Here is an 18208-nt window from a genome sequence, read left to right on the forward strand (position 1 = left end):
GCTATTTGACGGAACGCCGCCGGGGCCGGAAAATCGGGCCTCCGCGATGGTGGGCCTGGGGGCGCGGTCGTGGCTGGCTTTCACGGCGCTCTCCCGTCCGCAGGGCGGCCGGGCGCCAAGCACTTTTTAGGAGGGGTATCAAGCCGGTGCTACGCTGGCGCCCTCTCCGATGGAGTTACGCATGGCGAAGGGCAAACTGGCACTCGGGCTGGATATCGGGTCGACGTCGATCAAGATGATCATGCTCAAGGAGCAGCGCAAGCGCGGTGAAGTCGGCTACGCGCTCCAGAGCTTCGGAATGAAGCCGCTGCCTCCCGAGGCCATCGTGGACGGCGCGTTGATGAACTCCACGGCCATCGTGCAGGCCGTCCAGGAGCTGATGTCCGAGCTGAAGGTCAAGGGCAAGGACGTCGCCATCGGCGTGTCCGGCCACTCGGTCATCATCAAGAAGATCCAGATGCCCCGCATGAGCCAGGAAGAGCTCGAGGAGAGCATCCAGTGGGAGGCGGAGCAGTACATCCCCTTCGACGTGAAGGACGTGAACATCGACACGCAGATCCTGGACGGCGGCGGCAACGACGCCACCGGCCAGATGGACGTGCTGCTCGTCGCCGCCAAGAAGGACATGATCAACGACTACACCACCGTGGTCTCCGAGGCGGGACTGGCCCCGGTGGTGGTGGACGTGGACGCGTTCGCCGTCCAGAACATGTTCTCCACGAACTACGAGCTGCCGGACAAGGAGACCGTCGTCCTCATCAACGCCGGCGCCTCCGTGGTGAACATCAACATCATCGCCAACGGCGTCACCGTCTTCACCCGTGACGTGACCATCGGCGGCAACCAGTTCACCGAAGAGATCCAGAAGCAGCTCAACGTCTCCTACGAGGAGGCGGAGGCGCTGAAGATCGGCGGCAACCGCGCGGACGCGGACGCCGTCGTGCCGCAGGACGTGGAGCGCGTGCTCTCCAGCGTGGCGGAGCAGGTGGCCGGTGAAATCCAGCGCTCGCTGGACTTCTACGCGGGCACCGCCGCGGACTCGAACTTCACCAAGGTCTACCTGTCCGGCGGCACCGCGAAGATCCCCGCCCTGTTCAAGACCATCGAGGCGCGAACCGGCGTGCCGGTGGAGATCCTCAACCCGTTCCGGAAGATTGAAGTGGACAACCGCAAGTTCGACCCCGCGTTCATCATGGACGTGGCGCCCATGGCCGCGGTGGCAGTGGGACTGGCGCTCCGGCGCCCGGGCGACAAGCTGGGCTGATACCGCTCTGGCCACGAGGAAATCACGCACATGATGATCCGAATCAACCTGCTGCCCGTCCGGGCGGTGAAGAAGCGGGAGATGGGCCGGCAGATCCTGGCCCTCTACGCCGCGGTCCTGATCGCCGCGATGATCGGCAACTACGTCTGGTACGCGAACCGCGACGACGAGCTGCAGCGGGCCAACCAGGGCATCGCCCAGACGAAGGCGAAGATCGCGGAGCTGGAGAAGGTCATCGGCGAGGTGACCAACATCAACGCCCGCAAGACGGAAGTGGAGAAGAAGCTCGCGGTGCTGGACACGCTGCGCAAGGGCCGCAACGGGCCGGTGCGCATGCTGGACGCGCTGTCCTCGGCCATCCCCAAGAAGGTCTGGCTCAAGAACTTCGTCGAGGCGTCCAACAAGGTCACCATCGACGGCTCGGCCGTCAGCCACGACGAGGTCGCGGAGCTGATGCGCGGCCTGGGCAGCATGGTGTGGACGCCCAAGGGCATGGGACGCCTGGTGGACCAGGGCCGCACCGCCAGCAAGACGTCGCGCGTGGAGCTCTTCAACACGGAGACCGCCAGCGTGGAGGAGTTCTCCGCGAACGAGATCAAGCCCTTCTTCGGCAACGTCGAACTGACCAACGCCGTGCAGTCCAAGGCCGCCTCCGCCGGCGCGGCGACGTTCGTCGACTTCAAGCTCACCCTCACCGCCAACTACGCCATCTGATTGGCGGCGAAGGACCCCTGTCATGGAAAAATACCTGGATCAACTGGCGAAGGCCCCCCCCGCGGCGAAGTTCGGCGGGCTCGCGGCCATCGTCGTCATCTTGACCGTGGGCAACTTCTTCTCCTTCATCAAGCCCACGGACGAGAACATCATCCGCCGCGCGGCGGACCGCCGGAAGCTCGACCAGGAGCTCGCGGAGAAGAGCGAGATCGCCCAGAACCTCAACGAGCGCCGGCGTGAGATGGACGTGCTCGAGCAGAAGCTGGCGGAGGCCCTCACGGAGCTGCCGGAGCGGCGCGACATGGAGGAGCTGCTCGCGCAGATCAACGACATCGGCAAGAAGTCCGGCCTGGAGATCGCCCGCGTGGAGCCCGGCAAGGAGTACGTCGAGGGCACCGAGTTCTTCGCGCGCATCCCCATCAAGATGACGGTGAGCGGCAACTACCACGAGATCGCCATGTTCCTGCAGGAGATGGCGAACATGCGCCGCATCGTGAACGTCAACAACATCAAGCTCGATGGCGCGGCCCTGAAGAACGAGAAGGTCATCCTCCAGAGCAGCTTCCTGGCGACGACGTTCCGCTTCGTCGACACGAAGGCCTCCGACAAGAAGGCCTCCGACAAGAAGGCCTCCGACAAGAAGAAGAGCAACTAGAAACTTGATCCGCCCGGCAACAAGGGCGACAAGGGATGACGCGGATGAAGACGTTCAAATCCACGATGACCGTTGCGGTGCTGGCGCTGACCCTGTCCGCTTGTGAGGACACGCCCAAGGCCCCACGCACTGCTCCCCCCAAGGCCGCCGCCCCCGCGCCGGCCCCAGTGGCGGAGAAGACCGAGGCGTCGGCGGCGCCAACGTTCGTCTACACCTATAGCCCGGTGGGCAAGCGGGACCCGTTCCGCAGTCCGCTGGAGGAGCTCGGGCCGGTGGCGCGTGACGCACCGGAGCGGGCCTGCAACGAACCCCTGTGCGTGTTCGACCTCGACCAGCTCAAGCTGGTGGCGGTCGTCACGGGGGACGCCAGCCCGCTGGCGATGGTCGAGGACCCCCTGGGTCGCGGCCACATCGTCCGGCGCAACACCCGCGTGGGGCGCCAGGGCGGCAAGGTCACACAAATTCTCCGGGACTCGGTCACCGTCACCGAGGTCTTCACGGGCGCCAAGGGCGAGCTCATCAGCAATCCGGTGAGTCTCCAGCTCAAGGCGGATGGCGTGAAGGACCCTGCCTACAACCTGATGACGGGCAAGAACTGGGAGTAGCGCCCCACGGCGCGCCCGCGGGCAGTCGTCGCCCGCTTCCAACTTGTTGAGGGGACGCATGCTCGAGCAGAGCGCTGTGACGAGGGGCAAGTGGTTCATGGCGACCGCATGGGCGGTCGTCCTGGCAAGCGCCAAGGTGTACGGCGCGGATCTCAATACGCTGAGGGACCTGCAGGTGTCCCGGACGGGAGCTGGTGCCCAGGTCGTGGTGACCGGGACCCGGCCGCCCACCTTCACCGTCTTCCGGCTCAGTGGGCCGGAGCGGCTGGTGGTGGACCTGTCGTCCGCGGACGCCACCGGCATCAAGGGGCACCATGACGGCACCGGTCCGGTGTCCGGCGTGGTGGCCGCCCAGTTCTCCGACGCGCGCGCCAGCGTGGGCCGCGTGCTGGTGGCGCTCGATCAGGCCTCCCAGTACGACGTCCGCGCGGAAGGCAACCGCGTGGTCATCTCCGTGGACGGCTCGCCGGTGGCCCCCGCCGCCGCGACCGCCCAGGCTCCGCAGGCCCCGGCCGAAGCGAAGCCGGCCGAGCCCGCGCCGAAGGCCGAGCCCGCGCCGGTGGTAGAGGCGATGGTGGCGGTGGTGCCAGAGGAGGGGACGTCCTCCAAGGCCGCCCCGTCCCAGGCGCCGGGCCGTGAGAACGTCGTCGCCACGGAGGCGGATGAGCGCGAGGTGGCCCACCCGGCCCAGCGCATCACCCGGCTGTCCCTGGACGGCGAGTCGCTGCGCGTCGCCGCCGACGGCGAGATCGCCCGCTATGAGGTCCTGGAGCTGGTGGACCCGCCGCGCCTGGCCGTGGACGTGTACGGCGTGGGCCTGAGCGCGAAGGCGCCCAAGGTGAAGGGCAACCTGCTCAAGGACGTGCGCGTGGGCGCCCACGAGGACAAGGTGCGCCTGGTGCTCGTGGCCAAGGGCGACATGCCCGCCTACCGCGTGGACCGCGCCGAGCGCGGCCTGGAGGTGGTGCTGGGCGCCGCGGTGGCGCGCAAGTCCAAGCCCGCCCAGCCGCGCGACGCGGTGGCGGAGACGGAGCCCCTGCGCCCGCAGCCCCTGCCCGTGCAGGAGTCGGCGAAGCCGCAGCCCGCGGTGGCGCAGGCCGCGCCGCAGCCGGCGGTGGTGGAGGTCAAGGACCTGTCCTTCGACGAGAGCCCCTCGGGCGGTCGCGTGCAGCTGAAGCTGTCCGGCGCGACGGCGTGGAAGGTGGACCGGCCGGATCCGCGCAGCGCGGTGCTGACGCTGGAGAACGCGCGGCTGCCCAAGAAGCTGGAGCGCAGCCTGGACACCAGCGCGCTGGACACGCCGGTGAAGATGATCAGCGCCTTCAGCGTGCCGGGTGAGGGCCGCAAGGTGCGCCTGGTGGTCGCCGCGGACGGCGCCATCGAGGAGAACGTCACCCAGGGCGCCAACAGCCTGAGCTGGCGGCTGGACGTGCAGGGCGTGAAGACGGAGGAGGTGGCCGTCACCCAGCGCACCGCCGGCTTCACGGCGGAGGCCCCGGCGTACGCGGCGGAGGGCGCGCCCCAGCAGGCGCGCTACCGCGGCAAGCGCGTGTCCTTCGAGTTCAAGGACATCGACATCCAGAACCTGCTGCGCGTCATCGCGGAGATCTCCAAGCGCAACATCGTCGTGGCCGACGACGTGTCGGGCCGCGTGACCATCCGCCTGCGCAACGTGCCCTGGGACCAGGCGCTGGACCTCATCCTGCGCACCAAGCAACTGGGCCAGGAGCAGGTGGGCAACATCATCCGCATCGCGCCGCTGAAGACGCTGGAAGAGGAGGCGCGGCTGCGCCAGGAGCGCAAGAAGTCGCTGCAGCAGCAGGAGGACCTGCTGGTCAGCCTGGTGCCGGTGAACTACGCGGTGGCCGGTGACATGTCGGCGCGCGTGAAGGACGTGCTCAGTGACCGCGGCACGGTGACGGTGGACGTGCGCACCAACGTGCTCATCATCAAGGACATCCGCTCCAACACGGAGAAGGCGCGCGCCCTGGTGCGCAGCCTGGACACGCAGACGCCGCAGGTCCTCATCGAGAGCCGCATCGTGGAGGCGAGCACCTCCTTCAGCCGCAACCTGGGCGTGCAGTGGGGCGGTCAGACGCGTCTGTCGGCCGCGTCCGGCAATCCGACCGGCCTCATCTTCCCCAGCACCGTCGGTGTCACGGGCGGCGCGGGCGGCACGGCGGCGGGCGTTCCGGCCCAGCCCAACTTCGCGGTGAACCTGCCGGCGGCGGTGGGTCAGGGCCTCGGTGGCGCCATGGGCTTCGCCTTCGGCTCCGCGGGCGGCGCCGTGCAGCTCAACCTGCGCCTGTCCGCGGCGGAGTCCGAGGGCACGGTGAAGACCATCTCGTCGCCCAAGGTCACCACGCTGGACAACAACACGGCCCGCATCAGCCAGGGTCTGTCCATCCCGTTCAGCCAGACGTCGGCCGGCGGCGTGAACACGACCTTCGTGGAAGCGCGCCTGTCGCTGGAAGTCACGCCGCACATCACCCAGGACGGCAGCATCCTCATGTCCATCGCGGCGCAGAACAACCAGCCGGACCCGTCCAACACCGGTGCCAACGGCCAGCCGTCCATCCAGCGCAAGGAGGCCAACACCCAGGTGCTGGTGAAGGATGGCGACACGACGGTCATCGGCGGCATCTACGTGCGCCGCGGCAGCACCTCGTCCGACTCGGTGCCCTTCCTGGCGAAGATTCCCGTGCTCGGCTTCTTCTTCCGGAGCACCCTGGAGACGGACGTGCGGCAGGAACTGCTCATCTTCATCACGCCCCGCATCCTCAACCGGCAGACCATCGCGCAGAGCCTCTAACGGCACCGCGCCTGATTGGGAGACACTCCAATGAAGCCCTTCTTCATCGCGGCGGCCCTGTCGCTCGGGCTCTGCTCGTGCTCTGAAAGCGCCCCCGTCGTCCAGATCCTCCAGACCATCCAGCCGGACGACAGCTGCGACTTCGGCCCTGACGATACCGGCATCGCAAGTGGTTCGCTCAACCTGGCCTACCGGAACGCCTACGTGCTGGGGCTCGTCGTCAAGTCGACGTACGCGAGCACGCCCATCGACGTGAACGGCGTCCCTCTGGAGCCGGACACCGACATCGGAGGTTCCGCCGCCGCCTTCGTGGACACGTTGAAGCTGTCCTACTCCTCGACGCCGAGCATCAACATCCCCGACGGAGAGGTCCCCTACACGGCGGTCATCAATCCCTCGTCGGACGAGAACCGGCTGGTGGTCAACCTGATGACCTCGGAAGCCGCGGCGGCCCTGCGGGCGGCCCTGTCCGGGACCACGACGGCCACGGTGAGGGTCACCGTTCAGGTCACGGGCAAGTTCGCGTCGGGCGGCAAGAAGTTCGAGTCGAACGAGGTCGTCTACGGCATCGACGTCGCCAATGCGCCCGTCCTGCTTCCGACCTGCGCCGGGACCGAGTCGCCTGCGATCCCCGCGGGCCCGTGTGGTTCGGGTGCCGGTCAGGACGGCCAATTTCCCTCGTGCCAGCCCGGTCCGGCGGCCCCGGGCGTTGGGGGCTAGATGGCCTTCCGCACGCACCTTGAAGCGGTGGTGAACCAGGTGGACGGAGCCCTCGCGTGCAGCGTGATGGGCTTCGACGGCATCTCCGTGGAGACGTTCCAGAAGGACGAAGCCACGGAGCTGGACGTGTCCGGCACCTGGGTGGAGTACGCCAACCTGCTCACGCAGTTGAAGAACGCGGCCGAATCCCTGAAGACGGGCACCGTCACCGAGGTGTCCGTCAACAGCGAGAAGGTCCTCACCGTGATGCGCATGCTGACGCCGGAGTACTTCCTGGTGCTGGCCCTGCGCGCGGACGGGAATTTCGGCAAGGGGCGCTATGTCCTGCGCGTCACCGCGCCGCAGGTGAAGGCGGAGCTGTAGCCGCGCACGTCCGCTCGGGCAGGGGATTGTCGAGCCTGCCCGGCGACGCAGCGTGCCTCCGCTTTCCTCTTTGCAGGAACCAGGGCATGGGCTAGACACCCCGGACTTTCGCCTTTACGTTCGTCCCAGGAGTCGGTCCCATGGCCGGGTTTGTCGATACGTCTGAATTCCGCAATGGTTTGAAGATCTTGTGGGAGGACAAGCCGTACGTCATCGAGTACTTCCAGCACGTCAAGCCTGGGAAGGGCTCCTCCTTCACGCGTACGAAGATCCGCAGCCTGCTGGACGGCCGTGTCCTGGAGCCCACGCTGAAGTCCGGCGACAAGGTGGGCACCCCGGACATCGAGTCCAAGGACATGCAGTTCCTGTATGTCCAGGGCGACGAGTACCACTTCATGGAGAAGAAGACCTTCGAGCAGACCTTCCTGACCAAGGAAGGCCTCGGGGAGTCGATCAACTTCTTGAAGGAGAACCTGGACGTCGAGATCCTCTTCTGGAACGGCAAGGCCATCAACGTGGGCCTGCCGAACTCCGTGGACCTCAAGGTCACCAAGTGCGACCCGGGCGTGCGCGGCGACACCGTGTCCGGCGCCATGAAGCCCGCCACGCTGGAGACCGGCTACACCGTCAACGTGCCCCTGTTCATCAACGAGGGCGACGTGCTGAAGATCGACACGCGTGAAGGTGGCAAGTACCTCACCCGCGTGGCCACCGCGGGCTGAGAGCAGCTTCCCTTCACCTGGCGACCCGGGAGGGGTCCGAATGGCAACGAAGCGCAAGGCAACCCGGCCGGCCGAGTCCTCGGGCGCGGCCTCCGGGCGGGATGCGGGCAGCACGTCGCTGGACGTGGATGCCCTCCGGCAGATCGTCGAAATCCTGGAGGCCTCCGACGTCACCCGGTTGGTGTGGACGAAGGGCCCGGAGAAGCTCTACATCCGCCGCGGTCACGCGCCGGAGACGACCATCGTCCACCACACGGCGCCGTCGGGCCCCGGGGTGACGGTGTCGCCGCCGGTGGAGTACGCCGCTCCGGCCGCGCCCCGTGTGGCGCCCGCCGCCGCGCTCGCGGCCCCCACCGCCGCGGCCCCGGAGAAGCCCGCGGAGAAGCCGGGCCACCAGGTGACCAGCCCCTTCGTGGGGACGTTCTACCGGACCCCCGCGCCGGATCAGCCCCCGTTCGTGGACGTGGGCACGGTGGTGCGCAAGGGCCAGGTGCTCTGCATCGTGGAAGCGATGAAGTTGATGAACGAAATCGAGTCCGAGGTCTCCGGCCGCATCGCCGAGGTCCTCGTGGAGAACGGTCGCCCGGTAGAGTTCGGCCAGGCGCTGTTCCGCATCGAGCCGGCCTGAGTCTGCTGACCCGTCAGGCGCGTCCGGCCCCATCCGGGCGGGACGCGCCCCAGGCCCTCGCGAAGGAGCACGGCCGTGTTCAAGAAGGTACTGGTCGCCAACCGCGGGGAGATTGCCCTGCGGATCATCCGCGCATGCCGTGAGCTGGGCATCGCCACCGTGGCGGTGCACTCCACTGCTGACGCCAACGCGCTGCACGTGCGCTTCGCGGACGAGGCCGTCTGCATCGGGCCGCCTCCGTCCAAGGAGAGCTACCTCAACGTGCCGCAGCTGCTCTCCGCGGCGGAGATCACCCGCGCGGACGCCATCCACCCGGGCTACGGCTTCCTGTCGGAGAACGCCGAGTTCGCGGAGGTCTGCGAGAACTGCAAGATCCGCTTCATTGGCCCGCGCCCGGAGATGCTGCGGCTGATGGGCAACAAGGTGCGCGCGCGCGCCGCGGCCCGCGAGGCCGGCCTGCCGTTGCTCCCGGGCAGCCCCGGCGTGGTGAAGGATCCGCGTGAGGCGGAGGCCTTCGCGAAGGAGATTGGCTTCCCGGTCATCCTGAAGGCGGCGGCGGGCGGTGGCGGCAAGGGTATGAAGATCGTCCGCGAGCCGGGTGTGCTCGCGCAGGCGTTCTCCACCGCGCAGGCGGAGGCCCTGGCCAGCTTCAACAACGGCGACCTCTACATCGAGCGGTACGTGGAGAAGCCGCGCCACATCGAGATTCAAATCGTCGCGGACGAGCACGGGAACGTCATCCACCTCAACGAGCGTGAGTGCTCCGTGCAGCGGCGGCACCAGAAGCTCATCGAGGAGAGTCCATCCCCCGCGCTCACGCCGGAGCTGCGCCAGCGCATGGGCGAGGTGTCCGTCGCCGCGATGCGGAAGATCCGCTACAACAACGTGGGCACCATCGAGTACCTGCTCGACGAGCGCGGCGAGTTCTACTTCATGGAGATGAACACGCGCATCCAGGTGGAGCACCCCGTGACGGAGCTGGTCATGGGCGTGGACCTGGTCCGTGAGCAGATCCGCATGGCCTACGGGCACCCCCTGCGCTTCAAGCAGGAGGACGTGCAGATACGCGGGCACGCCATTGAATGCCGCGTGAACGCGGAGGACCCCGTCACCTTCGCGCCGTGGCCGGGCAAGATTACGGGCTACAGCGTGCCGGGCGGCTACGGCGTGCGCGTGGACTCCGCCGCGTACGAGAACTACACGGTGCTGCCGCACTACGACAGCCTGCTGTCCAAGCTCATCGTGCACGCGGAGGACCGCGAGACGGCCATCCGCCGCATGCAGCGCGCGCTCTCCGAGTACGTCGTGGAGGGCATCCGCACCAACATCCCGTTCCACCGGGCCGCACTGGCGGAGGAGTCCTTCCAGGAGGGCAACTACGACACCCGCTTCGTGGAGCGCCTGCTGGCGAGCGAGACGGGTTCGCGCCGGCTCAAGAAGGCCGTGGAAGAGACGCCGTAGCGCTTTGCCGTGAAGGCGTGGAAAACCCGCCGGGCGTGCGAGCGTCCAGGCGGGTGATCCAGCCCTGGGGGAGGGCAGGCTGTTTCTTGACCCGCATCGGAGGATTCCGTTAGCCTCCGATGCTCCCCCCCAGAGAAGGACTGAAACCCGCGAAGTTCCTCGGGGTTTCTGCCTGTCGGAAGCGCACGCTCGATGGACAAGAACAAGATCATCGAAGCCGCCGCGAAGCTGGTCGCGAAGGGCGCGTACGACAAAGCCATCAAGGAGTATCAGAAGGTCCTGGAGGTCGACCCGAAGGACATCCGGGTCCTCCAGAAGATGGGGGAGCTGTACCAGAAGAAGAACGACAACGCGCAGGCGGCGCACTTCTTCACCAAGGTCGCGGAGAGCTACTCCTCGGACGGCTTCTTCCTCAAGGCCGTCGCCCTCTACAAGCAGGTCCTCAAGCTCAACCCGAACCTGCTGGAGGTGAACCTCAAGCTGGCGGAGCTGCACCAGCAGCTGGGCTTGATGTCGGAGGCGATGGCGTACTTCCAGATCGTCGCCAACCACTACGACAAGGCGGGCGACACCAAGTCGAGCCTCGACACGCTGAAGAAGATGGTGGATCTCGACCCCGAGAACGTGGCGTCGAAGATCAAGCTCGCGGAGCTGTACGCGCGCGAGAACATGACGAAGGAAGCGGCGCAGGAGTTCAAGCGCGCCGCGGAGTACCTCAAGCGCAACGCCCGGGCGGATGACTGGCTTCGCGTCGCGGAGCGCCTCTCCGCGCTGGAGCCGGACAACCTCCCGCTCGCGAAGGAGCTGGCCGCGTCGTACCTGCAGCGCGGCGACCAGAAGCGCGCGCTCGCCAAGCTCCAGGTGTGCTTCAAGGCGGATGGCCGCGACGTGGAGACGCTGACGCTGCTGGCCCAGGCGTTCCAGGGGCTGGGCCAGGTCTCCAAGACGGTGTCCGTCTACAAGGAGCTCGCGAAGATCCACCAGGAGCGCGGCCGCACCGCTGAGTCCGACGGCGTGTGGACGCAGATTGAGCTGCTGGATCCGCAGGATCCGGATCTGCTCGCGCGCCGGGGCCCCGTCGCTGAGCCGGAGCCGGAGCCCGCGCCCGCCGCCGTGCATCACCCCGTGGAGGAGGCCGCGCCCGCGTGGAGCGCGCCGGCCCCTTCGGCGCCCCCGTCCCGTCCCGCGCCCGCCGCGCCGCCCGCGGCCGTGGCACCGCCTGCGCCCGTGGGGATGAGCCGCGAGCAGCTGGCCAAGCTGCTGACGGAGACGGACGTCTACGTGAAGTACGGGCTCCACGACAAAGCGCTGGAGCACCTGCGCAAGGTGTTCTCCGTGGATCCGGAGAACCTGGACGCGCACGAAAAGGCGTACCACATCTACGTGGCGGCCAATAACGGCGCGCAGGCGTCCGAGCAGCTGCTCAACGTGCTGCGCCTGTGCACGCGCCGCGCGGACGTGCAGCGCGCGCAGCCGTACCTGGCGACCATCCTCCAGGAGAATCCGGCGCATCCCGAGGTGCCCGCCTTCCTGTCCGTGCTCCGCGCGGAAGGGGGCTTCGTGGCGCCTGCGGCGACGCCGGGCGTGGAGTCGCTGGAGGAGGACGCCATCCTGGTGGACTCCAACGAGGACGAGATCCTCGTCGCGGATCCGCCGGAGGACGCGCTCGCGCAGCCCGGGGGTGACGAACTCGCGCTCGCGGCGCTGAGCCACGGGTCGGACTCGGACGAAATCGTCGACGACGAGGTCGCGGAGACCACGTTGAGCGGCGAGGAAGCGGTGATGGGCGAGCCCATCAGCTCCGCCGAGAACACCGTCTACGACCTGCCGCCGCAGGACGACCTGGTGATGGGGTCCGACGAGGACTCGCTGGTGCTCGCGGACGAGCCGGGCTTGGTCGGCTCGGATGACTCCGGAGGCTTGGACGACGAGCCGCTGCTCGCCCAGGACGACACGCTGGCGTACGCGGCGGACGTGGACGGCGACGAGCCCATGGTGCTCGCGGACGACGCGGGCGGCATGTCGCTGGGCGACGAGGAAGAGGCGCCGCCCACGCGCATCTTGTCCCCGTCGCGCGCGCTGCTGGAAGAGGCCGCGCCGGACACGCTCCAACTGCCGACGCTGGGCGACAGCGGCGACGACGAGGCCCTGATCGAACCCGGCATGTCGCTGGGCGAGGACGACGACGCGCCCACGCGCGTGGGGCTCGCGCCCCTGGATGCGTCCGCGCTGGACGACGCGGGCCTGGACGAAAGCTTCTCCGCGCCGGTGGAAGAGCCCGCGTACGCGGGTGGCATGTCGCTGGGCGACGAGGAAGAAGACGAGCCCACCGCCGCGCACATGGTGCTGCCGTCGGTGGAGGGGCTGTCCTACGACGAGCCCCAGACCGAGGCGTTCGCGGACGAGCCGGAGCCGGAGCCCGAGGCCCTGGCGGATGCGCCGGAGCCCGAGCCGGAAGCGGAGCCCGAGGAGGAGCCTGCCTCCGAGGAGTGCGACGAGGCGTCGTTCTTCCTCGACCAGGGGCTGCTGGAAGAGGCGCGCGAAATCCTGGAGACGGTGGCCATCGCGTTCCCCGGCCACGTGCGCGCCGGCGAGCTGATGGCGCGGCTGGAGGAGATGGAGGCCGGTGGTGGCGCGGCCCCCGAGGACGACGCTCCTTCGGAGCCTCTGCACGTGCCCTCCGTGCAGCCGGTGACGGAGGCGTCGCTCGACGATGGCGCCGGTGGTGGCGACGCGTTCGACCTGGCGGCGCAGCTGGCCGGTGAGCTGGACGACCTGGGCGGTGAGTCGCTGGCGGCGGTGCCCCCGGCGGAGGAGGACTTCCAGTACTCGGTGGACGAGGTCTTCGCCGAGTTCAAGAAGGGCCTGGCCAAGGTGGTGAAGCCCGAGGACGTGGACACGCACTACGACCTGGGCATCGCCTACAAGGAAATGGGGCTGCTGGACGACGCCGTCCACGAGTTCGAAGTGGCCCGCCAGGGCTGCGTGGGCACCCCGCGCGAGCTGGACTGCCTGACGATGATTGGCATGCTGCACACGCTGCGCGGCAAGCCGGACGAGTCCGTGGCGGTGTTCAAGGAAGGCCTTTCCAACGTGCTCGCGACGGGCGAGGTGGCCAAGGCGCTGGGCTTCGAGCTGGCGAGCGCCTACGACGCGCTCAACGAGCAGGGCAAGGCGCTCTTCCACTTCCAGCGGGTGGCCGCCATGGACGCGAAATACCGCGACGTGGGGTCTCAGGTGACGCGGCTGTCGGCGGTGACCGCACCGGAGGAGGACCCGCTGCCTCGCGCCGGAAAGGGCCCCGCGACGCCGGTTCCCGCCGCGGGCGTGCCGAAGGCTCGTAAAGTAGGGTACGTGTAGCGCGTCCCCCCACGAGGCCCGGCGAGCGATGACGACCTACCTCGATTTCTTCGAACTCACCCAGGAGCCGTTCTCCAACGCTCCGGTGAGCCGCTTCTATTACAACTCCGCGCAGCACTCGCAGGCCCTCACGCGGCTGATGCACGCCGTGGGCTACATGAAGGGCCTGTCCATCCTCATTGGCGACATTGGCGCGGGCAAGACGACGCTCGCCCGGCGCATGCTCGACTCGCTTCCGGAGTCCGAGTACGAGGCCGCGCTGCTCGTCATCATCCACTCGGGCATCACCGCCCAGTGGCTCCTGCGCCGCATCGCGCTCCAGCTGGGCGTGGAGAACCCCGCGCAGGAGAAGCTGGCGCTCCTGTCGCAGCTCTACCAGCGCCTGCTGCAAATCTATGAGTCCGGCAAGAAGGCCGTCGTCCTCATCGACGAGGCGCAGATGCTGGAGACGCGCGAGCTCATGGAGGAGTTCCGGGGGCTGCTCAACCTGGAAGTGCCGGAGCGCAAGCTCATCTCCTTCGTCTTCTTCGGCCTGCCGGAGATCGAGAAGAACCTGAAGCTGGATCCGCCGCTCGCCCAGCGCGTGGCGCTCCGCTACAAGCTGGAGCCCTTCACGGCGGAGTCCACGGAGGCGTACGTGAAGCACCGGCTGCGGCTCGCCGGCTGCCCGCGCATGCCCTTCACGCCGGAGGCGCTGCTCGCCGTGCACGAGCACTCCGGCGGCACCCCGCGCGTCATCAACACCCTGTGCGACAACGCCCTCTTCGAGGCGTTCCTGGTGCGCTCGGAGACCATCAGCGCGGAGCTGGTGCACCGCATCGGCAACAACCTGGGGCTCCAGGGTGGCTCGGCTGCCTCCCAGGCAAGCGAGCGGGCGAGCGCGCCCGCCACCTCGCTGCCCCGGACGGCGAACACCAAAATCGACCTGGCGGAGATCGACCGCTACCTCGAGGGACTCGGTAAGCTCTAGCGGCTTGTCCCTCCCCAGCCGCAACAGTGCAGCGCGCAAGGCGCTCTTGTTGGTGCTCCTCGTGGTGTCGGGGAGCATCCTGCTGTTGCGTCAGCCGTTCACCTGGGACGCCGCCTGCACCCTGGCGCGCAGGAACCTGCCGGACCTGCTGGGCGTGGACGTGGGCATCGGCCGGTGCGAGTTGGATCCGCTGGGCTCGCGCGTGGTGCTGCACGGCGTGTCGGTGTTCGCGCCGGGCAGGGACACGCCGCTGTTCGCCGCGGACGAGGCGGAGGTGGGGCTGGGCTTCCTGTCGCCCCTGTCCCGCCGCTTCATGCTGGGCCACGTGCGCGTGCGCCATCCGCGCGTGGCGCTGGATTTGTCCCGGCCCTCCGCGGCCCCGCCTTCCTCCGACGGCACGTGCCCGCTCACGCCGCTGACCCGCGTGGGCGTGGGGCGCGTGGACATCACCGGCGCGGAGGTGCGCCTCGCGCTGCCGGACGGGCGGGGCGTGGAGGTGGAGAACCTGGACGTGGGGTGGGTGGAGCACTGGGGCGTGATGGAGCTGGAGGTGGGCGCACGGCGGGGCGTGGTGCGCCTGGGCGCGGGCGGCGGCGAGCTGACGCTGGGGCAGCTGGGCTTCACCGGCGCGCTGGACCCCGATGAAGGCCTGTTGGACGTGGAGCGCGCGGAGGTGACGCTCGACGACATCACCGCCACGGTGTCCGGCCGGGTGGAGACGCTGTGTCATCCGGTGCTCGCGCTGGACGCGCAGGTGTTCCTGCCGCTGCGCACGCTGTCGCAGGCGAAGCTCCTGCCGCGTCCGGCCACCGGGCACCTGTGGACGCGCCTGTCCATCACCGGGAAGCCGTCCGCGCTCGCGGTGGGCGCGGACCTGTCCGCGAGCAACCTGGCCTATGAGCAGTACGGCCCGGTGAGCCTCAACGCGCGCTTGTCGTACGCGGGGGACCGCGTGCGCGTGGAGTCGCTGGAGGCCCCGCTGGGCTCCGGCAAGGTGAAGCTGTCGGGCGCGCTGAAGCTCACGCCGGAGCTGCCCGTGGACGTGACGCTCCAGACGGAGGACGCGTCCTTCGGGCGCATCCTGGAGCGCGCGGGCGTGGCGGGCTCCTGGGTGGACTTCCCCGCGACGGCGAACGCGCACCTCACCGGGACGCTGCTGCCCCGGCCGTCGCTGTCCGGGCCGTTGGATTTGCGCAGCGGCCGCTTCGTGCTGGCCACGCGCGCGTTCGACGCGCCGGTCAGCGCCGGCAAGACGCTGCTCACCTTCGAGCGGGGCCGCGCGCAGACGGCCGTGAAGCTTTCCGGGGACCGCGTGTCCTTCAGCCGCCTCACGGTGGAGTCCGGCCGCTCGCGCGTGCACGGCGACGTGACGCTCTACTTCGACACCGCGCGCGGCCTGGACATCCAGGGCAACGGCGAGCTGGAGCTGTCGGACTTCGGCCACATCGCGGAGCTGCCGTGGTCCGGGAAGGGCTCCGCGAACTACTCCATCGTGGGGCCGTATTCGGACGTGAAGGTGGACGCGAGCCTGTCCCTGCGCGACTTCACCTTCTGGGGCTTCGGCCTGGGCGTGACACAGGCGAAGCTGTCGTATTCGAATGGCCTGCTGTCCTTCCCGTCGCTCACCGGCCAGAAGGGGCGCACGCAGTACTTCGGCAACGCGAAGCTCGCCTTCGCGCGCCTCCTGCACCTGCGCCTGGACGTGACCGTGCCGCAGGGCCGCACCGAGGACCTGGTGGACCTGGTGGCGGGCCTGAGCCCGTCCATCGCGGTGATTCAAGGCCAGTTCGCCGGCGCGGCTTCGGGCCGCGTCGAAATCGACAGCCCCCTGGAGAAGCTGGAGGGGCTGGTGGCCTTCGACCTGCGCGACACCACGTACCTGGGCCGCAGGCTGGGCGCGGGCTCCGCGCGGCTGCGCTTCGTGGACGGCAAGGAGATGGTGCTGGAGCGCACCGTGCTGGACGGCCGGATGGGGCGCACCTGGGTGGAGGGCTCCTTCGGCTTCAGCGCGGGCGCGCTGGACTACCGCTTCGGCGGAGAGAACCTGTCGCTCGCGGAGGCCGTGGGGCAGGAGACCGCGGAAGAGATGGGCATCCAGGGCACGCTCGCGCTCGCGGGCACCGTGGCGGGCTCGGCGGACAAGCCCGACATCCAGGCCACGCTGAAGGGCCCGCGCATCACCTTCGCGTCGCGCGACCTGGGCGCCATGGACCTCGCGCTGCGCCAGGAGGGCAAGCAGCTGCGCATCACCGGGCGCCCCTTCCGCGACGCGCAGGGCTACCTGAACATGACGGTGAAGGAGCCCTACCTTTTCGACTCCACCGTCGACCTGCTGCTGCCTGAAATCAAGCCGCTGCTGCCGCAGACGCCGGCGCTGGCGGGTGTCACCGGCATGCTCGCGGGGCGCGTGACGCTGCAGGGACCGCTGCTGCAACCGGAGGGCTACTCGGTGGGGGCGACGGTGCGGGAGCTGTCGCTCGCGCGGGGCGACCTGCGCGGCCGCAACCAGGGACCCATCGTGCTGACGTACCTCAACGGCCGGCTGGACGTGCAGCCCTTCCGCTTCAGCGGCGCTTCGGTGGACTTCTCGTTGGGCGGCTGGGTGAGCCGGCGCGCCATGAACATGGGCCTGCGCGAGGGGCGCATGGACGTGCGGCTGCTGGAGCCGCTGTTGCCCGGCATGGAGCGCGTGGGCGGCCAGCTGCGCGTGGACGCGGAGGCCACCGGTTCGCTGGACGCGCCGTCGGTGGTGGGCACCGCGGAGCTGTCCGACGTGCGGCTGTCCATGCGCGACATGCCGCTCACCGTGCGCGGCATGTCCGGCCGCCTGGAGATGACGGGGCAGCGCGTGCTGCTGGAGCACCTGCAGGCCCAGGTCAACGAGGGCCAGGTGTCCGCGCGCGGCGACATCCGGCTGGAGCGCTTCGTGCCCAAGCGGCTGGCGCTGACGCTGCAACTGGATGCCGTGCCGTACCGGATGACGGAGGACCTGCCGCTCACCGTGTCCGGCCTGCTTCAGGTGGTGGGACCGCCCACGGGGCCCACCGTCACGGGTGGGCTGGACATCATCAAGCTGCGCTACCAGAAGCCGTTGGACATCGAAGCGCTGCTCAAGACGATGCAGAAGAAGCCGAACCTCGCCATGGGCGGAGGGGGCGAGCGCGCGAGGGACCCCTTCTTCACCTGGGACGTCAACGTGCACTTCGGTGACGTGCGCGTGGACAACAACCTGGCGAAGGCGCGGCTGCTGGGCGACGTGCGGTTGACTGGCACGGACGTGAAGCCGGGGCTCCTGGGCCGCGTGGAGGCGGCCGAGGGCAGCCAGGCGTTCTTCCGCAACAACCTCTTCACCATCGACCAGGGGCAGCTGGAGTTCCGCGACGCGTCCGGCATCGACCCGGTGTTCGAGGTGCAGGCGCAGACGTCGGTGCGCGAGTTCGTGGTGAAGTTGCACGCGTTCGGCCGGCCGGCCAACCCGCTGGTCGTGCTGTCCTCGGAGCCGGTGCTCACGGAGGGTGACATCCTGTCGCTGCTGACACTGGGGGTGACGAGCGCGGACAAGGACACGGCCGCGTCGGCGAGCTACGGTCTGGCGGCGGAGGCCCTCTTCAACGTGTCAGGACTGGACCGGCAGGTGCGCCGGTTCCTGCCCAGCAACCCCGTTCTCAGGGACTTGTCCCTGCAAATCTCCACCACCTACAACGACGCCACCCGGCAGGCGGAGCCGACCGCACAACTGGAGTCGAAGTTCCTTTCCGAGCAGCTTAAAATCGGGATGACCCAGCCAGTGAGTGGGCGAGGCACCCGGGCACGCGCTGAGTACCGCTTCGACGACCGTCTTTCCGCACAGGCCCAGTGGGACAACGAGAACAGCCAGGCGTCGTTCGGAAACCTCGGGCTCGAGCTGAAGCTGGGCTGGGAGGTCGAGTAGCCG

13 protein-coding genes are annotated in these 18208 nt (G+C 68.8%); all 13 read left to right on the top strand.

The features are described from left to right. Positions 1-181 precede the first annotated feature (181 nt). The 13 genes from pilM to D7Y21_RS18030 all read left to right on the top strand — a co-directional run bounded on the left by pilM (position 182) and on the right by D7Y21_RS18030 (position 18205). A complete protein-coding gene (gene pilM, locus D7Y21_RS17970) occupies positions 182-1264 on the top strand; it encodes a type IV pilus assembly protein PilM (protein ID WP_014399064.1) in 1083 nt (360 codons plus the stop codon). A 30-nt stretch (positions 1265-1294) separates the two neighbouring features. Beyond that, positions 1295-1978, top strand: a complete 684-nt coding sequence (locus D7Y21_RS17975; protein ID WP_120566326.1) for a PilN domain-containing protein — start codon at positions 1295-1297, stop codon at positions 1976-1978. A 22-nt stretch (positions 1979-2000) separates the two neighbouring features. Continuing rightward, on the top strand, positions 2001-2633 hold the full coding sequence (locus tag D7Y21_RS17980; protein ID WP_120566327.1) for a type 4a pilus biogenesis protein PilO: 633 nt from the start codon (positions 2001-2003) through the stop codon (positions 2631-2633). Positions 2634-2677: 44 nt separating this feature from the next. After that, positions 2678-3238 carry a pilus assembly protein PilP gene (locus tag D7Y21_RS17985; RefSeq protein WP_199724574.1) on the top strand — a complete coding sequence of 187 codons (561 nt, stop codon included), beginning with the start codon at positions 2678-2680 and terminating at the stop codon, positions 3236-3238. A gap of 58 nt (positions 3239-3296) precedes the next feature. Then, positions 3297-6050, top strand: a complete 2754-nt coding sequence (pilQ, locus tag D7Y21_RS17990) for a type IV pilus secretin PilQ (RefSeq protein ID WP_121714638.1) — start codon at positions 3297-3299, stop codon at positions 6048-6050. A gap of 30 nt (positions 6051-6080) precedes the next feature. Beyond that, a complete protein-coding gene (locus D7Y21_RS17995) occupies positions 6081-6770 on the top strand; it encodes a hypothetical protein (RefSeq protein ID WP_121714639.1) in 690 nt (229 codons plus the stop codon). Beyond that, entirely contained in the window at positions 6771-7133 is a 363-nt protein-coding gene (locus D7Y21_RS18000; RefSeq protein WP_120566331.1) for a hypothetical protein, read from the top strand. It abuts the gene before it with no gap. Between the two features lie 140 nt (positions 7134-7273). Further along, positions 7274-7855 carry an elongation factor P gene (efp, locus tag D7Y21_RS18005; RefSeq protein ID WP_120566332.1) on the top strand — a complete coding sequence of 194 codons (582 nt, stop codon included), beginning with the start codon at positions 7274-7276 and terminating at the stop codon, positions 7853-7855. Positions 7856-7895: 40 nt separating this feature from the next. Continuing rightward, positions 7896-8483: an acetyl-CoA carboxylase biotin carboxyl carrier protein gene (gene accB / locus D7Y21_RS18010; protein WP_120566333.1), complete on the top strand. Its 588-nt coding sequence runs from the start codon at positions 7896-7898 to the stop codon at positions 8481-8483. 75 nt (positions 8484-8558) lie between these two features. Further along, positions 8559-9944 carry an acetyl-CoA carboxylase biotin carboxylase subunit gene (gene accC / locus D7Y21_RS18015; RefSeq protein WP_120566334.1) on the top strand — a complete coding sequence of 462 codons (1386 nt, stop codon included), beginning with the start codon at positions 8559-8561 and terminating at the stop codon, positions 9942-9944. A 192-nt stretch (positions 9945-10136) separates the two neighbouring features. Further along, the gene (locus D7Y21_RS18020) at positions 10137-13304 is read left to right on the top strand and encodes a tetratricopeptide repeat protein (protein WP_121714641.1); all 3168 of its coding nucleotides are present in this window, start codon (positions 10137-10139) and stop codon (positions 13302-13304) included. A 28-nt stretch (positions 13305-13332) separates the two neighbouring features. Next, positions 13333-14274, top strand: a complete 942-nt coding sequence (locus D7Y21_RS18025; RefSeq protein WP_120566336.1) for an ExeA family protein — start codon at positions 13333-13335, stop codon at positions 14272-14274. A gap of 4 nt (positions 14275-14278) precedes the next feature. Continuing rightward, entirely contained in the window at positions 14279-18205 is a 3927-nt protein-coding gene (locus tag D7Y21_RS18030; RefSeq protein ID WP_121714643.1) for a translocation/assembly module TamB domain-containing protein, read from the top strand. The last annotated feature ends 3 nt before the right edge of the window (positions 18206-18208 follow it).

It is taken from the genome of Corallococcus sp. AB045 (genome assembly GCF_003668895.1).
GTDB classification, from domain to species: Bacteria; Myxococcota; Myxococcia; order Myxococcales; family Myxococcaceae; genus Corallococcus; species Corallococcus coralloides.

Bases quoted from the DNA above. Each gene is read 5' to 3' on its own strand.
- pilM (WP_014399064.1), top strand. From the start codon at position 182: ATGGCGAAGGGCAAACTGGCACTCGGGCTGGATATCGGGTCGACGTCG.
- D7Y21_RS17975 (WP_120566326.1), top strand. From the start codon at position 1,295: ATGATGATCCGAATCAACCTGCTGCCCGTCCGGGCGGTGAAGAAGCGG.
- D7Y21_RS17980 (WP_120566327.1), top strand. From the start codon at position 2,001: ATGGAAAAATACCTGGATCAACTGGCGAAGGCCCCCCCCGCGGCGAAG.
- D7Y21_RS17985 (WP_199724574.1), top strand. From the start codon at position 2,678: ATGAAGACGTTCAAATCCACGATGACCGTTGCGGTGCTGGCGCTGACC.
- pilQ (WP_121714638.1), top strand. From the start codon at position 3,297: ATGCTCGAGCAGAGCGCTGTGACGAGGGGCAAGTGGTTCATGGCGACC.
- D7Y21_RS17995 (WP_121714639.1), top strand. From the start codon at position 6,081: ATGAAGCCCTTCTTCATCGCGGCGGCCCTGTCGCTCGGGCTCTGCTCG.
- D7Y21_RS18000 (WP_120566331.1), top strand. From the start codon at position 6,771: ATGGCCTTCCGCACGCACCTTGAAGCGGTGGTGAACCAGGTGGACGGA.
- efp (WP_120566332.1), top strand. From the start codon at position 7,274: ATGGCCGGGTTTGTCGATACGTCTGAATTCCGCAATGGTTTGAAGATC.
- accB (WP_120566333.1), top strand. From the start codon at position 7,896: ATGGCAACGAAGCGCAAGGCAACCCGGCCGGCCGAGTCCTCGGGCGCG.
- D7Y21_RS18020 (WP_121714641.1), top strand. From the start codon at position 10,137: ATGGACAAGAACAAGATCATCGAAGCCGCCGCGAAGCTGGTCGCGAAG.
- D7Y21_RS18025 (WP_120566336.1), top strand. From the start codon at position 13,333: ATGACGACCTACCTCGATTTCTTCGAACTCACCCAGGAGCCGTTCTCC.